The sequence below is a fragment of the Kitasatospora sp. NPDC002040 genome, from assembly GCF_040296785.1.
In the GTDB taxonomy this organism is placed as follows: domain Bacteria; phylum Actinomycetota; class Actinomycetes; order Streptomycetales; family Streptomycetaceae; genus Kitasatospora.
On the sequence record NZ_JBEOXV010000016.1, the window covers coordinates 90,288 to 111,362 of the forward strand.

The window sequence follows — 21,075 nt, forward strand, 5'->3', positions numbered from 1 at the left end:
TCCCATTATCAGATGGGCGCAGGGGCGGGCGGCAGTGTTCGGCGCACCGTTTTCGGGCACGCCGGAGACCCGGATCAACCGGTGTACGTCAGCTGGTCAGGGCGTGGCGGAGAGGACGGCGACGTCCTCCACCGAGGGGAGAGGCCGTTCGGCGCGGAGCTCCGCGATGGCGGCCTCGAAGTCTTCGAGATCGTCGAAGGCGCGGTACACCGAGGCGAACCTCAGGTAGGCGACCAGGTCGAGATCCTTGAGTGGGCCGAGTATGGCCAAGCCCACGTCGTGTGTCGAGAGTTCTGCGCTGCCCGAGGCCCGGACGCACTCCTCGACCCGCTGGCCGAGCTGGGCGAGGGCGTCCTCGGTGACCGGGCGGCCCTGACAGGCCTTGCGGACACCGGTGATCACCTTCGACCGGGAGAACGGCTCGGTCACGCCGCTGCGCTTGATCACCATCAGGGTGGCGGTCTCGACCGTGGTGAAGCGTCGGCTGCAGTCGGGACACTGGCGGCGGCGACGGATGGAACTCCCGTCGTCACTGGCTCTGCTGTCCACGACCCGGCTGTCCGGATGCCGACAGAAGGGGCAGTGCATCGGGAACTCCCTCTCTGGCAACAACGGACTCCAGAAGCCTACCCGACACAAGGGGTGGGCCCAAGCCGAGAACCTACCCCTACATCTTGTGACGGACCAGCTGACGCGCCGGGCGGGGTGAAAACTTCTCGGCACTTCAAATAGACTGCTCAGGTCGAACATTTAAGCGATCTACACCCAGAGTCTTGATCGAGTCAGCCGACTTCGAATAAATTCACTCGAACGTGTGTTTGGCGCAACCTTTCGATAGGGGACCCAGTTGTGCTGGGCAAAGGGAGACCTGTCGGAAGGACCGCCGTGAACACCGTCGAAGCCAAGACCTCCATCCCGGTGCAGGAGCGCCCCGCGCGCACCGCTGAGCAGGAGAGCGTGGACCACACCATGAGCCGGAGCCAGCCCATCGAGCACTCCGCCGCCCAGGACGACGTCCTCGGCCAGACCGTCCCGACGCGCTCGCTGCCGGGGCGGCCCCCGGGCATCCGCACCGACGAGGCCGGGCTGACGGAGCGCCAGCGCCGGGTGATCGAAGTGATCAGGGACTCGGTGCAGCGCCGGGGCTACCCGCCGTCGATGCGGGAGATCGGCCAGGCCGTCGGCCTCAGCTCGACCTCCTCGGTCGCGCACCAGCTGATGGCGCTGGAGCGCAAGGGCTTCCTGCGCCGCGACCCGCACCGCCCGCGCGCCTACGAGGTCCGCGGCGTCGAGGTGGCCCGGCCGAACACGGCCGAGGCGGCCGGTCGCCCGTCCACCTCGTACGTGCCGCTGGTCGGCCGGATCGCCGCCGGCGGCCCGATCCTGGCCGAGCAGACGGTCGAGGACGTCTTCCCGCTGCCCCGTCAGCTGGTCGGCGAGGGCGAGCTGTTCGCGCTCACCGTGCGCGGCGACTCGATGATCGAGGCCGCCATCTGCGACGGCGACTGGGTCACCGTCCGCCGCCAGCCGGTGGCCGAGAACGGCGACATCGTGGCCGCGATGATCGACGGCGAGGCCACCGTCAAGCGCCTCAAGCGCGAGGACGGCAAGATCTGGCTGATGCCGCACAACCCCGCGTACGACCCGATCCCGGGCGACAACGCGACCATCCTGGGCAAGGTCGTCGCGGTGCTCCGCCGCCTCTGACCCGTCGTACGGAGACACGAAAAGGGCCACCCCCTCGGGGTGGCCCTTTCCCGTGCGGGCCGTCAGCCGCGCTTGGCCACCGGGCGGACCGGCGGCGCCGACTCGTCGATGGCAGCCAGCGAACGGCGCACCTGGTTGCGGTCGTTGGTGTACCAGAAGTCCGGCATCGAGGACCGGAAGAAGCTGCCGTAGCGCTTGGTGGCCACCCGCGGGTCCAGCACCGCGACCACGCCCCGGTCGTCGGCCGCCCGGACCAGCCGGCCCGCGCCCTGGGCCATCAGCAGCGCGGCGTGGGTGGCGGCGACCGCCATGAAGCCGTTGCCGCCGCGCTCCTCGACGTCCTTCTGCCGGGCGCTCATCAGCGGGTCGTCGGGGCGCGGGAACGGGATCCGGTCCAGCACCACCAGCTGGCAGGCCGAGCCGGGCACGTCCACGCCCTGCCAGAGCGAGAGGGTGCCGAACAGGCAGGTGGAGGCGTCCGAGGCGAACTCCCGGATCAGCTCGCCCAGGGTGTCCTCGCCCTGGAGCAGGATCTTGTTGTCCAGCCGCTCGCGCAGCGCCTCGGCCGCCGCCTTGGCCCCGCGCATCGAGGAGAACAGGCCGAGGGTGCGGCCGCCGGCCGCACCGATCAGCTCGGTGAGCTCGTCCAGCATCTCCGGGCGCTCCGGGTCGCGGCCCGGGTCGGGCAGGTGCTTGGCGACGTAGAGGATGCCCTGCTTGGGGTAGGAGAACGGCGAGCCGACGTCGATCCCGCGCCAGTACGGCGGGGTGTCCTCGCCGTGCACCAGCTCGGGCTCGTCGGCCGCCCGCTCGTCCGGCAGCCGGCCCTCGCCCGGCAGGCCGACCGAGGCGGCCACGCCGTTGAAGTCGCCGCCCAGCTTGAGGGTGGCGGAGGTGAGCACCACCGAGCGCTCCTTGTAGAGCTTCTCCCGGAGCAGGCCGGAGACGCTCAGCGGGGCGACCCGGAGCGAGGCGGTGCCGGGGCCGAAGCGGTCGCTGCGCTCGATCCAGATCACGTCGTAGGCGGACTCGGAGAGCAGCCGGTCGGCGGTCTCGTGCAGCGATTCGGCGGAGGCCATCGCCTGCTTGCGGACCGCGTCCTCGTCGGTGAGCGCCTTGTCCCTGGTCTCGCCGAGCGAGGTGATGACCAGGCGGGCGGCGTCCCGGATCGCGGTGACCGCGTAGGCCAGGTACTCGGGCAGCTCGCCCTCGACCCGGCCGGGCTGGGCGGTCTCCATCAGCCCGTGGTAGTTCTCGGCGGCGGCCTGGAGCGCGTCCACCGCCTTCTCGTTGGCCAGCCGGGCGGCCCGCTTGACCGCCCGGTTCACCGCGCCGACGGTGAGCTCGCCGGTGGCGGCGCCGGTCACCCGGTTCACCAGCTCGTGCGCCTCGTCGACGATCAGCAGGCCGTGGTCGGGCAGCACCGGGGCGCCCTCGATCGCGTCGATCGCCAGCATCGCGTGGTTGGTGACCACCACGTCGGCCAGCTTGGCCCGCTCCCGGGCCGCCTCGGCGAAGCACTCCTGCCCGTACGTGCACTTCGAGGCGCCGAGGCACTCCCGGGAGGTGACCGAGAGCTGGGCCCAGGCCTTGTCGGAGACACCGGGCGAGAGGTCGTCGCGGTCGCCGGTCTCGGTCTCGTCGGCCCAGTCGCGCAGCCGGAGCACGTCCTGGCCGAGCTTGCCGGTCGGGCCGCCGAGCGCGTCCACCGGGTCGAACAGGCCCTCGCCCTCCTCGCTCGGGGTGCCCTCGTGCGCGCGGTGCAGGCAGAGGTAGTTCGACCGGCCCTTGAGCATCGCGAACTGCGGGCGGCGGCGCAGCACCGGGTGCAGCGCGTCCACCGTCCGGGGCAAGTCCCGCTCCACCAGCTGGCGTTGCAGCGCCAGGGTGGCGGTGGCCACCACCACCCGGTCGCCGTGCGCGAGCGCCGGGACGAGGTAGGCGAGGGACTTTCCGGTGCCGGTGCCGGCCTGGACCAGCAGGTGCTCGCCGCTGCCGACCGCGTCGGCGACGGCTGCCGCCATCGCCACCTGGCCGGGGCGCTCGACGCCCCCGACGGCCGTCACGGCGGCGTGCAGCAGCTCCGGGAGCGCGGCGCGGGAGACGGGTGCCGGGGCCTCGGCGGTACCGGGCAGGGACTGGGATTCGGAGTCGTTCGTCATGGCCCGCCCAGCCTACGACGTGGGGGTGACAATCCGGCTCTGCTGCGGGGGCAGCCCGGCCGTCCCGTCCAGGTGCAGCGGGTTGGACACCTCGCCGTGCACGGCGGCGTGCGGGCGCTCGGGGCGGTCCCGGTAGCCGTCCAGCAGCAGCCGGTTGCGGTTCAGGCAGAGGCGGTCGATCTTGGACGTGAAGAGGTCGAAGAGCTTGAACCGTTCGCCGAGTTCGGGGAAGCGCCGCTGGTAGGCGGTGATCCGCTCGCGCAGCAGCTCCCAGAACTCGGCCTCGGAGACGCCGAGCTGGGCGTCGAACAGCGGCGCCAGGTAGCGGAACACCCCGACGAACAGGCCGGAGTGCAGGAACTGGCACAGGTACTCCGGCGGCTCCCGCAGCAGCACCTCGCCCACCTCGGCCGGCAGGCCGTCGAGTTCGGGCAGTTCGCGGTCGCTGATGTTGACGTCGTCGACGAAGTCCTTGACCGCGAGCCGGGCCGGGGCGTCGTGCTGGTCGAAGACCACGATGGCGTTCTCGCCGTGCGGGGAGAACACCGTGCCGTAGCGGTAGAGGAAGTGCAGCAGCGGCGGCAGCATCACCGCGAACAGCCGGCGCAGCCAGTCCCGGGCCGGCAGCCCGGAGCGGTCGACCAGCTCGGCCACCAGGGCGCGGCCGTCCGAGCCGGTCTGCAGCAGCGAGGCCAGCGTGCGGGCCCGCTCGTGCGGGGCGAGGTACCGGCCGAGCGGCTCACGCCAGATCGCGCCGAGCAACTCCTTGTACTGGTAAGGGACTTCCGGCAGGTCGCGGTAGACCGGGTGGTCGACCGCGACCGAGGCGATCTCACCGAGCAGGATCACCCGGCACTCGTCGCGCAGGAACGGGTCGCCGTCCCGCAGGCCGTGGATCCAGGCGGTGACGGCGGGCGCGGCCAGCGTGCGCTCGGTGGGCAGGCCGCGCCAGACCAGGGTGTTGAGCACCGAGAGCGGCAGTTTGACGGTGCAGCGCTCGGGCCGGCTGAGGTTGAAGAAGCTGCGGATGGACTGCTGCGGCAGTCGCAGGTCGCCGTCGCTGGGCAGCGGGACGATCTCGCCGGAGGCGATCCAGGGGGCGAACAGCGGCAGCACCACCTCGTCCCACTGCCACGGGTGCACCGGCAGCAGCAGGTAGTCGTCCCCGACCTGCGACCGGAAGGCCGGGCTCAACTCCTGCTCGTACAGGTCGGACCGGCCCCGGAACTCGGCCAGCCCGCGGTGCACCGCGAGCCAGGGCAGCTGCTGCGGGGTCCGGGCCTCGGGGGCCCAGGCGGCCAGGTCGGTGGCGGAGAGGCCGAGCCGGCCCTTGTTCGGGACGATCCACGGGTGCCCGGTCTGCCGGCCCTCCAGCTCGACGTGGTCCAGGTCGGCCAGCTCGGCGGCGGTCAGTTGGGTGGCCAGCTGCCGGGCGTCCGCGAGCAGGGTGGCGGTCAGCTCCCGGACCAGGTGCCCCAGGGTGTCGCCGGAGAGGCCCAGCACGCCCCGGGCCAGCTGGAGCAGCCGCAGCGGGTCCCGCCCGGGGTCGGCCTGGCAGTGCACCGAGTCCGGATCGACCTGCCAACTCCCGTACGCGCCGCGGCGGGCGGTGAAGCGGTAGACCGCCTCGGGCAGGTCGAGCCGGTAGCCGGCGCCGTCCGGCACCGGGGTGAGCAGCTCCTCGTAGGCGAACTCGCCGAGCATCTTGGCGAGCATCGCCCGGCGGGCCCGCTGCCAGTGCGCGGCCGTGAGCTGGGGCGGCAGGTGGAGCTCGGCGGGAGGCTGCGGCACGGTTCCCCTCCGGAGGGGTTCAGCGGGTGACTGGGGCGGCACGGTTGCCCTCCTGCGGGCGCGGGAGGGCGGAAGCGGGCGGAACGGATGCGGGCGGAGCTGTTGCAGGAACCGGCGGGGCGAAGCTGGTCCAGGCCGTCCGGGCGGGCAGCCGGTGGACGGTCCGGCCGGTCACCGCGTTGAGGATCACCGCGGCCCGGTGCGCACCCAGGCCGAGATCGGGTGTGCCGACCCCGTGAGTGTGCAGCTCGGCGTTCTGCACGTACAGACCGCCGGTCAGTTCGGGCCGGGTGGCGACCCGGTGGTCCAGGTCGACCCGGAACCGGCCGTGCCCGTCCCAGTCGACCAGCTCGGCGACCGGGTCGAGCAGCGCCGGGCGGACCGCCCGGTAGCCGGTGGCCAGCACCACCGCGTCGGTCCGCACCACGTGCTCGGCACCCGAGTCGACCTGTCGACATGCCAGCTCGAAGCCGCCGCACGGCCCGGCCAGCGCCTCGGTGACGGCGGTGCCGGGGAGGATCTCCACCGGCTCCGCGTCCAGCGCCCGGCCGATGGTCCGCTCGTACAGCAGCTCGTGGATCTCGGCCAGGGTCTCGGCGCTGGCCGCCTTGTGCAGCTGCCACTGCTCCCGCACCAACCGGTCCCGGACGGCGGGGGCGAGGCCGTGGAAGTGGCGGGTGTAGTCGGGGGTGAAGTGCTCCAGGCCGAGCTTGGAGTACTCCATCGGGGCCAGCGCCCTGGTCCTGGTCAGCCAGCGCAGCCGGGTGCCGTCGCCGCCCCGGTGGCGGAGCAGGTCGAGGAAGACCTCGGCGCCGGACTGTCCGGAGCCGACCACGGTGATGTCCCGGGCCCGGTCCAGGCCGGCCCGGCGGTCCAGGTACTCGGCGGAGTGCCAGACCGCCGGGTGCCCGCGCAGCGCGGCGAACGCCTCCGGGTGGACCGGGGCGGTGCCGACGCCGAGCACCACGTTCCGGGCCCAGACCTCGGTGCCGCCGGCCAGCGCCCGGAACAGCTCCTGCTCGGGGTGCCAGTGCAGCTCGGTGACGGCCGCGCCGAACCGGCAGTTGACCAGGCGCTCGGCCGCCCAGCGGCAGTAGTGGTCGTACTCCCGGCGGGCGAGCTGGAAGCGCTCGGCGAAGTAGAACGGGAACAGCCGGTCCTGGTCGCGCAGGTAGTTGAGGAAGGACCAGGGGTTGGTCGGGTCGACCAGCGAGACCAGGTCGGCCAAGAACGGGACCTGCATCCGGGCCCCGTCCACCAGCATCCCGGGGTGCCAGCGGAACTCCGGCTTCGCCTCGCAGAACAGCGCGTCGAGCCCGCTGACCCGGTCGGCCAGCGCCGCCAGGGACAGGTTGAACGGGCCGAGGCCGACGCCCAGCAGGTCGTAGGGCTCGGGCTGCGGGTGGTCCATGTCGTCCCAGTCTTCGTGCGGGCGGGTCATCGTTGACGCAGCATCAGCGCCGCCCGCTTCTCGGGCAGGTCCAGCTCGGCCACGGTCTCGAACCCGGCCCGCCGGAACGCCCGCAGCGACGGGGTGTTGCGCAGGTCGGGCTCGGCCACCAGGCGCTCGCAGCCGGGCTCGGTCAGCAGCCGGTCGGCCAGCGCGGTGAGCAGCAGCGCGCCGATGCCCCGGCCGCGGTGGCCGGGCGGGCCGAGCAGCAGGTGCAGCCCGAGGTCGCCCTGCCCGGCGGGGTAGTACTCGGCGAGCCGGTCCGCCTCGGCCCGGTAGAGCTCCCAGTAGCTCATCGGGGTGCCGTCCAGCAGCCCGATCAGCGGGCAGCTGTGGCTGTCCGGGCCGAGCTGCGGGGCGACGTGCCGGGCGGTGGTCTCGGGCGGCCCGGCCAGCTCCCAGTACGCGTCCACCTCCGGGTCGTTCATCCACCCGGCCAGCAGCGGCAGGTCGGTGGCGAGTTCGACCTCGCGCAGCTCGAACTCGCCGACGGCGGTCCTCATACGGCGGCCACCGGGTTGCGGATGTCGACGTAGACGGACTGGGTGGCGACCGGGCCGACGAGTTCGTCCATTCCGTTCAGCCTGGTCAACAGGTTCGCCTTGCACCGCAGTTCGGGGCGCTCCAGCAGCAGTGCGGGCAGCCCGGAGCCGGTGCCGGCCGCGCGGGGGCCGCCCAGGAAGCCGCGCAGGGCGGCCAGCAGCACCTCCTCCTCGGCCAGCCGCTGCGAGCCGAAGGCGCCGATCAGGCCGAGCACGTGGTTGATGCCGAGGTAGTAGGCGAAGCTCTTGTCGGCGAGGCCGTCGTCGACGAAGGTGTCGCTGCTCCGCCCGACCCCGGGCAGCCGGGCCTCCAGCCGGTCGGCGAAGGACTCGCGGAAGTAGTAGCCCTGGTTGTCCCGGTAGCGTCCGCCGACCGGCCAGCCCGCCTCGTCCAGCAGCACCAGGCTGTTCTGCTGGTGGGCCTCCAGGGCGATCCCGGCCCGGCCGTCCAGCCAGAGCACCGGGAGCACCACCGCGTCCAGGTAGCGCAGGAACCACTCGGTGGCGACGGTGTGCACCGGGCGGCCGCACCGCTCGGCGAGCACCCGGACGGTCCGCCCGAGCAGCGAGTCGACCCGCTCGCCGAACGGCTGCTCGGCCACCAGGCCCGCGACGCAGTACGCACGCTCGCGCAGGCCGAACGGCTGTTGGCGGAGCACCGTGTCCAGTCCGTTCGGGTCGGTGCCGCCGGGCAGGTCGACACCGATCCAGGCCGGGTCGCGGACGATGTCGAAGCCGGGGTGCGCGGCCCGCCACTCGGCGGCCAGGCCGGTCTCCAGCAGCCGGTGCACCTCCAGGCCCCGGTGCAGCTCCTTGCGCAGGTTCTCCCGGCGGGAGTTGGTGATCCGCAGGCCGAGCGAGAGCTTGAGCATCCAGGGTGTGCCGGGGCGGCAGACCGTCCGCACCGAGGAGGTCGGGTGCCACTCCTCGCCGTGCTCGCCCAGGTCGTGCAGCGCGCCGGCCGCCAGCAGCGCGGCCAACTCGGGGCGGAGCGCCAGCTCACGGGCCTGCCAGGGGTGCAGCGGGAGCGCGGCGGTGCCCGGCGGCAGCGCGACCCGGTCGCCGAGCAGCCGGGCGGTGAGCTGCTCGGCCGGGACGCCGACCGCCGAGCCCGAGGCCAGCAGGTCCCGGCTGACGGCGTACCAGTGCAGTCGGAAGGCGCCGTGCAGCTCCGGCGAGTACGCGGCGCTCTGGGCCGGGCCGAGGCCGTCCCGGCTCTTCGGGGTGGGGTGCAGCGGGTGGCCGAGCAGCAGGGCCTGTTCGGCCGCCAGGAACGGCCAGTCCGGGTCGGCCGCCGTCCGGCGGTGCGCCAGCACCTCGGCGGTACGGAGCACCGAGTCGGCCACCCGGGCGGCCAGGTCGGTCAGTTGACCGGCCTCGGGCCGCTCGGCGGTGGCGCCCGCGACCAGGGTGGCCACCGTCACCGCGTCCACCGGCAGCCCGGCCAGGGTCACCTCGCCGAACCGGTGCCAGCCGGTCCGCGACCAGTACCGCACCGGGGCGGTCAGCTCGACCGCCCCGCCGAGCACCGGCACCCGCAGCGTCCCGTCCGGGCCCGGACCGGCCCCGGTCTCGCGGGCCCAGCAACGCAGCAGGCCCTCCACCCCGGCCTGTTCGGCGGCCACCGCCGGGTCGGCGTCGAGCAGTCTGTCGTTCGGCTGTGGAAGGGCGACGGGCGGTACTCCAGCGAGGGCGACGGTGCTCAAGGCTGCTCCTTGGGGCGAGCGGGGGTGCGGGCGCCGGGAGTTGGGGGACGGCCGAGGCTCGCATGGCCGTGGGGCGCCGACAGGCCAAGGGAACTGTCCGCTGACGGGTGATCACAAGATCAGCTCACTCGTTGTGGTGAATCCCAACGGATCACTCACTCGTTGGAGTGGTCTGGTCCGGATCGACACGCGCCCCGGATCCGGGCGGTGGAGCCCGCCGGTGGGACAATCGGCGTCCGAAACAGGGGGGCGGGGGCCATGGGGTCGATACGCAGGGGTACGACGGCGGTGCTGCTCGGGCTGGTACTGCTCACGGGGTGCGGCGGCCCGGACGGGGAGCGGTCCGGGGACTGGCGGCTGCCGACTGCGGTGCCGTCCCAGTGGCGGGGCGAACTGTCCCAGCGCTGGCAGGAGTTGAAGACCTGGCGGTACGAGGACTGGGACCGCTGGGCCAGGCAGCACGTGTTCGAGAACCCGGTGGTCACCGACCTCTGGGATCCGGACCGGATGGGCGGTGCCGCGCCGCAGCAGCCGGCCCCGCCGTCCCCCGCGCCCACGCCCGAGGCCACCGGGCCGAGCGCCCCGGGCCCGAGCGCCACCGAACCGGCCGCCCCGGAGCCGGCCGCCGTGCAGGCCGTCCCGGTGCCCCGGCCGTACACCCTCCACCCGGCCTCCGGGAAGGTCTTCTCCACCGCACCGCGCGGCGGCACCGGCCAGTGCTCCGCCACCGCCGTGGCCGACCCGCTGCACCCGGGGAAGAGCAATCTGGTCTGGACCGCCGGGCACTGCGTGCACGAGGGGCAGGCCGGCGGCTGGTTCAAGAACCTGATCTTCGTCCCCGCCTACAACAGCGCGGGCTCGAACCCGGGCCGGAAGGCCACCATGGCCGAGGCCGCCCCGCTCGGGCAGTGGTGGGCCGACAACGTGATCACCTCCCCGCAGTGGCTCGCCGAGGGCGGCCACAGCGGCAACGCGGCCAACCAGTACGACTTCGCGGTGCTCAAGGTGCACAACCCGGACGGCAGCGGCCGCTCGCTGGAGGAGACCATCGGCACCGCCGTCCCGGTCTGGTTCGACGCCCCGCGCGAGCAGCTCTCGGTCGAGGCCTGGGGCTACCCCTCGGTCAAGCCGTTCGACGGGCGCGAGCTGTACCGCTGCGACGGCGGCCGCCCGGCCCGGCTCTCCTTCGCCCCCGCCCGGCCGCCGATGCTCTCGATCGGCTGCACCATGACGGCCGGCTCCAGCGGCGGCGGCTGGTTCGCCACCATGCCGGACGGCCGGCAGGCGCTGGTCAGCAACACCTCGATCGGCAACCTCGCCCACACCGCGCTGAACGGCCCGTACCTGGACAGCGTGGCCCGCCAGGCGCTGGAGTACGTCGCCCGGAAATGACCGCAGGGCCCGCACCGGTGACCGGTGCGGGCCCTGCGGACCGGGCTCAGTTCTGGGTGACGACCGCGAACTGCTCCAGCTCGGCCGCCAGCTCGGCGGCCACCTTGGCGTGCAGCAGGGTGCCCTCACCGGTGTGCTCGGTGGAGATCGGCTCACCCTCGGCGTGCACCCGGGAGAGCAGGTCGCCCCGGGTGTACGGGACCAGCGCCTGCACCTCGATGGCCGGGCGGGGCAGCTCGCTGTCGATCAGCTGCAGCAGCTCGTCCATGCCCTGCCCGCTGCGGGCCGACACCACGATGGCGTGCGGCTCCCGGCGGAGCAGCCGCTGGAGCACCAGCGGGTCGGCGGCGTCGGCCTTGTTGATCACCACGATCTCCGGCACGTTCTGTGCCTCGACCGAGACGATCACCTCCCGGACGGCGGCCAGCTGGGTCTCCGGCTCGGGGTGCGAACCGTCCACCACGTGCAGGATGAGGTCGGCCTCGGCGACCTCCTCCATGGTCGAGCGGAACGCCTCGACCAGGTGGTGCGGCAGGTGCCGGACGAAGCCGACCGTGTCGGCCAGGGTGTAGACCCGGCCGCTCGGGGTCTGCGCCCGGCGGACGGTCGGGTCCAGGGTGGCGAACAGCGAGTTCTCCACCAGGACGCCGGCCCCGGTCAGGCGGTTGAGCAGCGAGGACTTGCCCGCGTTGGTGTAGCCCGCGATGGCGACCGAGGGGACGTGGTTGCGACGGCGCTCCTGGCGCTTGGTGTCGCGGCCCTTCTTCATGTCGGCGATCTCCCGGCGGAGCTTCGCCATCTTCTCGCGGATCCGGCGCCGGTCGGTCTCGATCTTGGTCTCACCGGGACCACGGGTGGCCATGCCGCCACCGGAGGAGCCGGAGCCGCCACCACCCATCTGCCGGGACAGCGACGCACCCCAGCCGCGCAGCCGCGGCAGCATGTACTGCATCTGCGCGAGCGAGACCTGCGCCTTGCCCTCCCGGGACTTGGCGTGCTGGGCGAAGATGTCCAGGATCAGGGCGGTGCGGTCGACCACCTTGACCTTGACCACGTCCTCCAGCTGGATCAGCTGGCCCGGGGTCAGCTCACCGTCGCAGACCACGGTGTCGGCGCCGGTGGAGGCGACGATGTCGCGCAGCTCCCGGGCCTTGCCGGAGCCGATGTAGGTGGCGGGGTCGGGCTTGTCGCGGCGCTGGATCACACCGTCGAGCACCTCGGAGCCCGCGGTCTCGGCCAGGGCGGCGAGCTCGGCCATCGAGTTCTCCGCCTCCTCGACCGTGCCGTCGGTCCAGACGCCCACGAGCACCACCCGCTCCAGTCGGAGCTGGCGGTACTCGACTTCGGTGACGTCCTGCAGTTCGGTGGAGAGGCCGGCGACGCGGCGCAGCGCGGCGCGCTCGCTCCGGTCGTACTGCTCGCCGTCGTATCGGTCGAAGCCCTCGTCGTTCGCCGCGAGGTCCTCGTCCATCAGGGCTTCCGCCCGGAGGTCCGACAGCCGGTTGTTCTGGCTGTCGGAATTGCTGCGGCTGTCGGACGTGGAGGTCAATCTCATCCTTAGGTAGATCGGGACGGGCCGGTGCGCCGTGCGCACCCCGGAGTCTGCCCCGTATGGCGCCCCGATACCACGTGGCGAGCCGAGCTACCCCTGCAGGCCGCGGTCGACACCGGAACCACTACGTCCGGTGAACGCCACGGACCGGCCGCGAATTCCCCACGATGGTCGCACGCCCGCCACGACCGGGTCATCCCGATTTTCCGCCCCGGGACCGGGCCGGTAGACGTCGTACACGCCCGAGACCCGCAGCATCGCCCGCATCAGCAGCGGCAGCACCGCCGCCGCCGGCAGCTCCACCGTGTAGCTGTGCCGGACCCGCAGCTGCTGCGGCGGCTCCACCTCGGCCGCGATGATGCCGACCCCCTCGGCCGACATCGCGGCCGTCAGGTCGGCCAGCAGCCGGGGACGGTTCAGCGCCTCGGCCCGCAGCGTCACCCGGTAGCCGTCGGCCGGGTCGGCGCCCGGCACCCAGTGCGGGCCGACCGGCTCCCGGCCGTCCTCCCGCAGCTGCTCCCCGACCGGGCAGCCGGTGCGGTGCACGGCCACCGCGCCGCCCCGGATCAGGTAGCCGGTCAGCGCGTCCGGCGGCACCGGCGTGCAGCACCTGGACAGCCGGACCGACGCCCCCGGCCGGCCCGGGACGGTCACCGGGGCCCGCCGCCGCCCGGCGGACGGGACGGCGGTGGGCGCCGGTTTGGCCGGCTCCGCGCCCGGCTGCGCCACCGGCGCGCCGACCGGGCGGCCGGCCAGCCAGCGCTCGATCGCCAGCCGGGCCGCCGGGGTGCGGACGTACTCCAGCCACTCGGCGGCCGGGCCGGACGCCTCGGCGGCCTGCTCGGTCAGCACCGCCAGCACATCACCGTCCCGGAGCGCGGTGGAGAGCGCGACCAGCCGCCCGTTCACCCTGGCCCCCAGACAGCGGTGGCCGGTCTCCTCGCCGAGCAGGTACGCGGCGTCCACGCAGCTCGCCCCGGCGGGCAGGTGCAGCGTCTCGCCCTGCTCGGTGACGGCGGTGATCTCGCGGTCGTCGGAGAGGTCCGAGGTGAGCGCGGACCAGAACGTGTCCGGGTCCGGCGTCTCCTGCTGCCACTCCAGCAGCCGGCTCAGCCAGCCGGGCCGGGTCGGGTCGATCCGCTCCGGATCGTCCGGGCCGTCCTGGTGCGGATCGCCCAGGGCCACCACCCCGAACTCGGCCGCCCGGTGCATCTCCCGGGTCCGGACCAGGACTTCGACCACCTCGCCACCGGCCAGCGCGACCGCGGTGTGCAGCGACTGGTACAGGTTGAACTTGGGGGACGCCACGAAGTCCTTGAACTCCCCGGGCAGCGGGGTCCAGCAGGTGTGCAGCTCGCCGAGCACCGCGTAGCAGTCCGCGTTCTCCTCCACCACCACCAACAGCCGCCCGAAATCGGCGGGTTGGAGGTCCTGCGGCAGGCCGTCCGGGCCGGCCGCGGCGGTCCGCTTGAGCAGCACCCGGTGGACCGAGACGCAGTGCCTGGGCCGGACGGTCACCGAGGCGGTCACCCCGGACTCGGCCAGCTGCCGGGTCAGCGCGTCCGCGAAGGGCTGCAGCAGCTCCTCCGGGCGCGCGTCGTACGCCTCGATCAGCGCACCGGTGCGGGCGTACTCCTCCGGGTGCAGAGTGGCGAACACGATGTCCTCCAACTCGGCCTTCAGCACCTGGATCCCGAGCCGCTCGGCGAGCGGGATCAGCACGTCCCTGGTCACCTTGGCGATCCTGATCCGGCTGGCGGGCTTCATGTGCCGGATGGTCCGCATGTTGTGCAGCCGGTCGGCGAGCTTGATCACCATCACCCGGACGTCGTCGCCGGTGGCCACCAGCATCTTCCGGAAGGTCTCCGCCTCGGCGGCGGCGCCGAAGTCGACCTTCTCCAACTTGGTGACGCCGTCGACCAGATAGGCCACCTCGGGCCCGTACTCCTCGGCCACCTGGTCCAGCGTCACCTCGGTGTCCTCGACCGTGTCGTGCAGCAGCGAGGCCACCAGGGTCGTTGTCCCGGCGCCGAGTTGGGCCAGGATCATGGTCACCGCGAGCGGATGGGTGATGAACGGCTCGCCGCTCTTCCTGGTCTGCCCCCGGTGGCTGGCCTCCGCCGTCCGGTACGCCCGGCCGAGCAGGGCCAGGTCGGCGCCCGGGTGGTGGCGGCGGTGCGCCTCCACGATCGGCTCGATCGCGTCGGGGAGCGGGGCGCGGCCGGTGGCCAGCACGGCCGCCCGGCCGGCCCGGCCAAGGGAGGCCCGGTTGAGTCTGCCCCGGGGACGCTTCCCGGCCTCGGCATCGATGGTCATCTGCACCTCCGGCAGCGATGGTCCATGCTACCGAGCACAGCACGTTCCGCGACGCCCTGCTCCCGCACCGTCACCAACTCCACCCGAACGGGGGGATTCGCTCCGTACCGAAACGGGAAGCACGGCGCGCGGCCAGGGGCGCCGGGAGCGGCGAGCCCCTGGCCGCAGCGCCGGAACGGGTGCCGGGGATCAGAGGTGCAGGGTGCCGGTGGCGACGATCTCGGCCGGGCCGGTCATCTCGATCCGGGCGTCCGGGTGCTCGGTGATCAGGAGGGTGCCGCCGGGGAGGTCGACCGTGTAGGTGACGGGCTCGCCGGTGACCGAGGGGTCGAGGTGGTGGCGGCGGGCGGCCGCCACGGCCACCGCGCAGGCGCCGGTGCCGCAGGAGCGGGTCTCGCCGGAGCCGCGCTCGTGCACCCGCATGGCGACGTGCCGGGGCCCGCGCTCGACCACGAACTCGACGTTGACGCCCTCGGGGTAGACCCCGGCGGTGACGCCCGGGGCGGTGTACAGGTCGCCCGCCTGGGCCAGGTCCTCGACGAAGGCGACCGCGTGCGGGTTGCCCATGTTGACGTTCCGCGCGGGCCAGCTGGAGCCGCCGACCGTCACCTCGACCAGGTCGGGGCCGGGGAGCGTGACCCGGCCCATGTCGATGGTGATCAGGCCGGTGTCCTCGGCGACCCGCACGCCCAGCACGCCGGCCCGGGTGGCCACCGCGAGCGTGCCCGGCTTCGCCAGCCCGGCCTCGGTCAGGTAGCGGGCGAAGACCCGGATGCCGTTGCCGCACATCTCGGCGATCGAGCCGTCGGCGTTGCGGTAGTCCATGAACCACTCGGCCCGGTCCGCCATCGCCGCCGACGCCGGATCGGCCGCCGCCCGGACCACCCGGATCAGGCCGTCGCCGCCGATGCCGGCCCGGCGGTCGCACAGCCGGGCGACGTCGGCCGGGCCGAGGTCGAGCAGGCCGTCCGGGTCCGGGACGATCACGAAGTCGTTCTGGGTGCCGTGGCCCTTGAGAAAGGGGAGACCGAAGGTCCTGGATGCGCTCACAGAGCCGATGGTACTGAGCCGGGCGGCTCAGGAGGCGAGGTGGACCACTCGCCAGACCGCGAGGCCGACCGCGACCGCTGCCGCCAGGGTGTAGAGGGCGATCGCCTTGCGACCGGCCCGCAGGCCGCTGCCCCGGCGCGGGACGCCGGGCCACTTGTACCCGGCCATCCGGGCGGCCATCGCGCCCCAGCCGACCGAGGCGGCGGTGAGCAGCAGGCCGAGCATCCCGATCATCGCGGAGGCGCCGTCACCGGAGCCGAAGGCGAGCGGGAAGGCGAACATCAGCGCACCGGCGGCGCCGAGCAGCACGATCGGCAGGGTCTGCCACCAGCGCAGCCGGCGGCGCGGGCGGATCTCCCGCTCGTGCACCACGCCGGGTGCGGCCAGGTCGGTGAGCGCGGGCAGGGCCAGGGCGTACGAGGTGGTCGGGCGGTCCTCGGCCAGCACCAGCTCGGCGCTGACGGTGCCCGGAAGCGCCTCGGTCTCGGGCCGGTTCCCATGGACACGCGGCCTCCCCTGACGGTTCGACACGAGCCAACGGACTCGCGGGCGGTGAGGGCGGCCCGCGCGGCCGACCCCTGGTTGTTCTCGATAATGGCATGTCCCGTGCCGCCGACGCGGGTCCCACCGGGTCATCGGGTGATCCGTGGCCAGGACGTGATGCGCCCGTAACCCTCAGTTCGTCCTGCACTTGCACCTGCACCGGCCGGATGGCCGGAAACCGCTCAGATCTGACGGGCAATCAGGTCCAGCGACCGTTCCAGCAGCTCGACGGGGTCCGTACCGGCCGGGCGGGACAGCCAGTGGATGCGGTCGTCCCGGCGGAACCAGGACTCCTGGCGGCGGGCGAAGCGCCTGGTCGCCCGGACGGTTTCGGCCTTGGCCTCCGCCTCGGTGCAGTCGCCCGCGAAGTGCGCCAGCACCTGCTGGTAGCCGAGCGCCCGGGAGGCGGTCAGGCCGTCCCGCAGCCCCCGGGCCTCCAGCTCGCGGACCTCGGCCGGCAGGCCCGCCTCCCACATCCGGTCCACCCGCAGCTCGATCCGCCGGTCCAGCTCCGGGCGCTCGACCTGGACGCCGATCTGCACCGCGTCGTAGACCGCCGTGTTGGTCGGCAGGCTGGCGGTGAACGGCCGGCCGGTGATCTCGATCACCTCCAGCGCCCGGACGATCCGGCGCCCGTTGCTGGGCAGGATCGCCTCGGCGGCGGCCGGGTCGAGCCCGGCCAGCCGCCGGTGCAGCGCACCGGGGCCGACCTGCTCGCACTCGGCGTCCAGCCGGGCCCGGACCTCCGGGTCGGTCCCCGGGAACTCCATCTCGTCGATCGCCGCCCGGACGTACAGCCCGGAGCCGCCGACCAGCACGGGGGTGCGGCCCTCGGCGAGCAGCCGGTCGATCTCGGCCCGGGCCAGCCGCTGGAACTCGGCGACGCTGGCCGCCTCGGTGACCTCCCAGATGTCCAGCAGGTGGTGCGGGATGCCGCCGCGCTCGGCGGTGGTGAGCTTCGCGGTGCCGATGTCCATGCCCCGGTAGAGCTGCATCGAGTCGGTGTTGATCACCTCGCCGCCCAGCGTGCGGGCGATGGCGACCGCCAGGTCGGACTTGCCCGCGGCGGTCGCGCCGACCACGGAGACGACGCGGGGCTGGGTGACGGGAGAGCTGCTCACGGGCCAAGTCTCGCAAAGAACGGGAGTGGCGCCGTGTCTCGGGCGGTCACTCTGGGGAAGGATATGAACGGTATGACCTATTTTCTCCGTCCGCCGGGCGGACCCAGCAGAAGGAGAGCGACGGACCATGGGCCTGATGGACAACCTCAAGGGCAAGGCCGAGGAGCTCAAGGACAAGGCCAGCGAGCTGGCCGGCAAGCACAACGAGAAGATCGACCACATGGTCGAGAAGACCGGCAGTGCCGTGGACAAGGCGACCAAGGGCAAGTACAGCGACAAGATCGAGACCGGCACCAGCAAGGCCAAGGGCGCGGTCGACAACTTCGCCGCCAAGCCCAAGGACGAGGGACAGAGCTGACCTGCGGTCAGCTCCAGGAGGCCACGAAGTAGCCCACCCCGTACGGGGCCTCGTCGTACCGGAGCCTCCCGCTCAACCCGGCGCCCTGCGCAGCTCCCGCGAGGACCTGCCAGGGCGCCCGTCCGTCCGCCTGCAGCTCGGCCGCCAGCCCGGCGTCGAGCCCGGCGAGCGCGTCCGGGTCCGCCCCGCCCAGGGCCCGGGCCGCCTCGGCGTCCCAGCCCTCGGCCCGCTCGTCCAGGTAGCCCGGTGCCTTGACCGAACGGCACGCACTGCCGCCGCCGAGCACCAGCAGACCGACCCGGTCGGCGAGTTCGGCCAGCCCCTGGCCCAGGCCGAGCAACCGCCCGGTGGGCGCGTCGACCGGAACGGCGCAGGCGTGGGTGGGCGTGGTCGCCCCCGCCTGCTCCAGCAGCCAGGCCCCGACGGTCAGCGACGGCGCCAGCTCGGGCCCGTCCACCCCGCCGGACGGCAGCCGGACCACCCGGGAGACGCCGTACCGGTGGAACGAACCCGCCCCGCCCTCGGTCCAGACGCCCGCCGCAGGGCCGCCGCCGACCAGCACGATCAGCTCCGCCCCGGCGGCCAGCAGCTCCTGCACCGCCTCCAGGCAGGCCGCCCGGAGCGGCTCCAGCTCGGGCGCCGCGCCCGAGGCGACCTCGGGCACCAGCAGCGGGGGGCAGGGGACGACGGCAGCGGCAACGAGCATGACGATCACCCTATGGCACCCGGTACGGAAGGCGGGGGCCCGGGGAACCGGCGCCGGGGTCGGAACGCGAAAGTGCCCCGGCGCAGTCGGCTAGTCGCCGCAGCCGGTGACCACCGGGAGCGCCGCCGGGACGCCGATCGTGGGCAGGCCCAGCATGACGCCGGCCGGCTTCGCGGCCGGGAGCCCCTGCCGCTTCTCCCAGGCGTCGCCCGCGCGGGTACGGCGGACCGAGAGCGTCGGGCCCTCCGCCAGCAGGTGGTGCGGGGCGGCGTAGGTGATCTCGACCGTCACCGTGTCGCCCGGGCGGACCGGCTCGGTGGGGCGGGTGAAGTGGACCAGCCGGTTGTCGGGGGCGCGGCCGGAGAGCCGGTCGGTCCGGTCGTCCTTCTTGCCCTCGCCCTCGGCGACCAGGACCTCCAGGGTGCGGCCGACCTGCTTCTTGTTCTCCTCCCAGGAGATCTCCTCCTGGAGGGCGATCAGCCGGTTGTAGCGCTCCTGCACCACGGCCTTGGGGATCTGCCCGTCCATCTCGGCGGCGGGGGTGCCGGGCCGCTTGGAGTACTGGAAGGTGAAGGCGTTGGTGAAGCGCGCCTCGCGGACCGCGTGCATGGTCTGCTCGAAGTCCTCCTCGGTCTCACCGGGGAAGCCGACGATGATGTCGGTGGAGATCGCCGCGTCCGGCATCGCCTCGCGGACCTTGCGGATGATGCCGAGGAAGCGTTCCTGCCGGTACGAGCGCTTCATCGCCCGGAGCACGGTGTCCGAGCCGGACTGCATCGGCATGTGCAGCTGGTGCATCACGTTCGGGGTCTCGGCCATCGCGGCGATCACGTCGTCGGTGAAGTCGCGCGGGTGCGGCGAGGTGAAGCGGATCCGCTCCAGGCCCTCGATCTGGCCGGCCGCCCGGAGCAGCTTGGAGAACGCCTCCCGGTCGCCCAGGTCGGAGCCGTACGCGTTGACGTTCTGGCCGAGCAGGGTGACCTCGATGACGCCCTCGCCGACCAGCGCCTCGATCTCGGCGAGCACGTCGCCGGGGCGGCGGTCCTCCTCCTTGCCGCGCAGCGCCGGGACGATGCAGAAGGTGCAGGTGTTGTTGCAGCCGACCGAGATCGCCACCCAGGCCGCGTACGCCGACTCGCGCCGGGTCGGCAGGGTGGAGGGGAAGGTCTCCAGCGACTCCAGGATCTCCACCTGGGCCTGCTGCTCGATCCGGGCCCGCTCCAGCAGCGCCGGCAGGTGCCCGATGTTGTGGGTGCCGAAGACCACGTCGACCCAGGGGGCCCGCTTCACGATGGTGTCGCGGTCCTTCTGGGCCAGGCAGCCGCCGACGGCGATCTGCATCTCCTTGTTCCGGGTCTTGGCCGGAGCGAGCTGGCCGAGGTTGCCGTACAGCTTGTTGTCGGCGTTCTCGCGCACCGCACAGGTGTTGAAGACCACCAGGTCGGGATCACCCTCCTGGTCGGCCTTCACGTACCCGGCGTCCTCGAGCAGCCCGGAGAGGCGCTCGGAGTCGTGCACGTTCATCTGGCAGCCGTACGTGACGACCTTGTAGCTCTTGGAATCCTGGCTCGTACCCACGGACCCAAGAGTACGAGAACCGGATCGGGCTCCGTGACCCTCTCCCTTTCCCGGGCCAGGACTGGCAGTATCCAACCCCATGACCTGGAGACCCGCCGCCCCGCTGCGCGCGCTGGCCCGCAGCCGGCTCGTCCGGGTGGCCGCCGCGTTGCTGCTGGTCGTGGCCGGGCTGGGCGGCTGGTGGCTGGCCTCCGGCGACCGGCCGGACTACCCGCGCGGGGAGATCGGCTTCGCCACCGGAGTCCAACGGGGCGTGTACGACCGGTACGGCCAGCTGCTCCGCACCTACCTGCACACCGCCATGCCCGGGGCCGAACTGCGGCTGGACAACTCCCAGGGCTCGCTCGACAACCTGGACCGGATCTCCTCCGGCCGGGACTCCTTCGCCATCGCCACCGCCGACGCGGTGGCCAGCTACCAGGGCGACGGCAAGGACCGGCTGCGCGGGATCGCCCGGCTGTACGACGACTACCTGCAACTGGTGGTGCCCGCCGACTCCAAGGTCCAGCGGGCCTCCGACCTCAAGGGACTGCGGGTCGGGGTCGGGCAGAGCCGGTCCGGGGTGCTGCTGGTGACGAAACGCCTGCTGACCTCGGCCGGGCTCGACCCCGACCTGGACGTGGCCGCCGCCAACCTCGGCGTCGGCGACGCCGCCGACCAGCTGAGGAACGGTCAGCTGGACGCCTTCTTCTGGTCCGGGGGGCTCCCCACCAGCGCGCTGAGCGACCTCTCCGAGCACTTCCCGATCCGGATCGTGCCGCTCGGCGACCTGGCCGAGTCGGTGCACCACGGCGAGGGCGGCGGAGCCGACGCCTACCGGGCCGCCACCATCCCGGCCGACGCCTACCCGCACGCCCGGTCCAGCGGGACGGCGGTGGCCACGCTGGCCGTGCCCAACCTGCTGATCACCCGGGACGACGTGGATCCGGGGCTGGTGCAGCGGATGACGCAGGCGGTGATCGACAGCCGGGACGCGATCGGCGCCGAGGTCCACGCCGCCCAGGTGGTGGACCTCCGCACGGCGGTCTACACCGACCCGCTCCCCCTGCACGAAGGCGCCCGCCGCTACTACCTCTCCGTCAAGCCGTAGCCAGGCTCAGC

The 21,075-nt window shown here is 73.2% G+C and carries 17 protein-coding genes; 4 read left to right on the forward strand and 13 right to left on the reverse strand.

Features of this window, described 5'->3' with window-relative positions; genetic code table 11:
• Positions 1–96: 96 nt before the first annotated feature.
• Positions 97–588 carry a transcriptional regulator NrdR gene (gene nrdR, locus ABT118_RS26965; protein ID WP_350674204.1) on the reverse strand — a complete coding sequence of 164 codons (492 nt, stop codon included), beginning with the start codon at positions 586–588 and terminating at the stop codon, positions 97–99.
• Positions 589–969: 381 nt separating this feature from the next.
• Between nrdR and lexA the strand changes: the two genes are divergently transcribed.
• Complete coding sequence (gene lexA, locus ABT118_RS26970) at positions 970–1,707, forward strand: transcriptional repressor LexA (protein ID WP_350674364.1); 738 nt, start codon at positions 970–972, stop codon at positions 1,705–1,707.
• Between the two features lie 62 nt (positions 1,708–1,769).
• Here the strand turns inward: lexA and ABT118_RS26975 are convergent, their stop codons facing one another.
• Genes ABT118_RS26975 through ABT118_RS26995 form a run of 5 tightly spaced genes read right to left on the reverse strand, consistent with a single transcriptional unit; the run spans position 1,770 to position 9,358 of the window.
• Positions 1,770–3,869, reverse strand: a complete 2,100-nt coding sequence (locus ABT118_RS26975) for an ATP-dependent DNA helicase (RefSeq protein ID WP_350674209.1) — start codon at positions 3,867–3,869, stop codon at positions 1,770–1,772.
• A 12-nt stretch (positions 3,870–3,881) separates the two neighbouring features.
• A complete protein-coding gene (locus ABT118_RS26980; RefSeq protein WP_502884677.1) occupies positions 3,882–5,660 on the reverse strand; it encodes an IucA/IucC family protein in 1,779 nt (592 codons plus the stop codon).
• A gap of 19 nt (positions 5,661–5,679) precedes the next feature.
• Positions 5,680–7,071 carry a lysine N(6)-hydroxylase/L-ornithine N(5)-oxygenase family protein gene (locus ABT118_RS26985; RefSeq protein WP_350674212.1) on the reverse strand — a complete coding sequence of 464 codons (1,392 nt, stop codon included), beginning with the start codon at positions 7,069–7,071 and terminating at the stop codon, positions 5,680–5,682.
• Positions 7,072–7,097: 26 nt separating this feature from the next.
• Complete coding sequence (locus ABT118_RS26990; protein WP_350674216.1) at positions 7,098–7,613, reverse strand: GNAT family N-acetyltransferase; 516 nt, start codon at positions 7,611–7,613, stop codon at positions 7,098–7,100.
• On the reverse strand, positions 7,610–9,358 hold the full coding sequence (locus tag ABT118_RS26995) for an IucA/IucC family protein (RefSeq protein WP_502884678.1): 1,749 nt from the start codon (positions 9,356–9,358) through the stop codon (positions 7,610–7,612). The genes ABT118_RS26990 and ABT118_RS26995 overlap by 4 nt, the downstream gene beginning before the upstream one ends.
• A gap of 258 nt (positions 9,359–9,616) precedes the next feature.
• Here ABT118_RS26995 and ABT118_RS27000 point away from each other — a divergent pair, with 258 nt between their 5' ends.
• Positions 9,617–10,750 (forward strand): trypsin-like serine peptidase, encoded by a 1,134-nt coding sequence (locus tag ABT118_RS27000; protein WP_350674220.1) that lies wholly within the window; start codon positions 9,617–9,619, stop codon positions 10,748–10,750.
• A gap of 46 nt (positions 10,751–10,796) precedes the next feature.
• On the opposite strand, the gene hflX is transcribed toward ABT118_RS27000, so the two are convergent.
• From hflX to miaA, 5 genes are all read right to left on the reverse strand, one after another.
• Positions 10,797–12,305 (reverse strand): GTPase HflX, encoded by a 1,509-nt coding sequence (gene hflX, locus ABT118_RS27005; RefSeq protein WP_502884679.1) that lies wholly within the window; start codon positions 12,303–12,305, stop codon positions 10,797–10,799.
• An 87-nt stretch (positions 12,306–12,392) separates the two neighbouring features.
• Positions 12,393–14,618 (reverse strand): RelA/SpoT family protein, encoded by a 2,226-nt coding sequence (locus tag ABT118_RS27010; RefSeq protein ID WP_350674223.1) that lies wholly within the window; start codon positions 14,616–14,618, stop codon positions 12,393–12,395.
• 189 nt (positions 14,619–14,807) lie between these two features.
• A complete protein-coding gene (dapF, locus tag ABT118_RS27015) occupies positions 14,808–15,677 on the reverse strand; it encodes a diaminopimelate epimerase (RefSeq protein ID WP_502884684.1) in 870 nt (289 codons plus the stop codon).
• 18 nt (positions 15,678–15,695) lie between these two features.
• Positions 15,696–16,199, reverse strand: a complete 504-nt coding sequence (locus tag ABT118_RS27020; RefSeq protein ID WP_350674229.1) for a hypothetical protein — start codon at positions 16,197–16,199, stop codon at positions 15,696–15,698.
• A 194-nt stretch (positions 16,200–16,393) separates the two neighbouring features.
• Positions 16,394–17,332, reverse strand: a complete 939-nt coding sequence (gene miaA / locus ABT118_RS27025; protein ID WP_350674232.1) for a tRNA (adenosine(37)-N6)-dimethylallyltransferase MiaA — start codon at positions 17,330–17,332, stop codon at positions 16,394–16,396.
• Positions 17,333–17,459: 127 nt separating this feature from the next.
• Here miaA and ABT118_RS27030 point away from each other — a divergent pair, with 127 nt between their 5' ends.
• A complete protein-coding gene (locus tag ABT118_RS27030; RefSeq protein WP_350674235.1) occupies positions 17,460–17,690 on the forward strand; it encodes an antitoxin in 231 nt (76 codons plus the stop codon).
• 7 nt (positions 17,691–17,697) lie between these two features.
• Here ABT118_RS27030 and ABT118_RS27035 read toward each other — a convergent pair whose 3' ends face one another.
• The gene (locus ABT118_RS27035) at positions 17,698–18,396 is read right to left on the reverse strand and encodes a class III extradiol dioxygenase subunit B-like domain-containing protein (protein WP_350674238.1); all 699 of its coding nucleotides are present in this window, start codon (positions 18,394–18,396) and stop codon (positions 17,698–17,700) included.
• Between the two features lie 90 nt (positions 18,397–18,486).
• Positions 18,487–19,974 carry a tRNA (N6-isopentenyl adenosine(37)-C2)-methylthiotransferase MiaB gene (gene miaB, locus ABT118_RS27040; RefSeq protein WP_350674241.1) on the reverse strand — a complete coding sequence of 496 codons (1,488 nt, stop codon included), beginning with the start codon at positions 19,972–19,974 and terminating at the stop codon, positions 18,487–18,489.
• Between the two features lie 79 nt (positions 19,975–20,053).
• Between miaB and ABT118_RS27045 the strand changes: the two genes are divergently transcribed.
• The gene (locus tag ABT118_RS27045) at positions 20,054–21,064 is read left to right on the forward strand and encodes a TAXI family TRAP transporter solute-binding subunit (RefSeq protein WP_350674245.1); all 1,011 of its coding nucleotides are present in this window, start codon (positions 20,054–20,056) and stop codon (positions 21,062–21,064) included.
• The last annotated feature ends 11 nt before the right edge of the window (positions 21,065–21,075 follow it).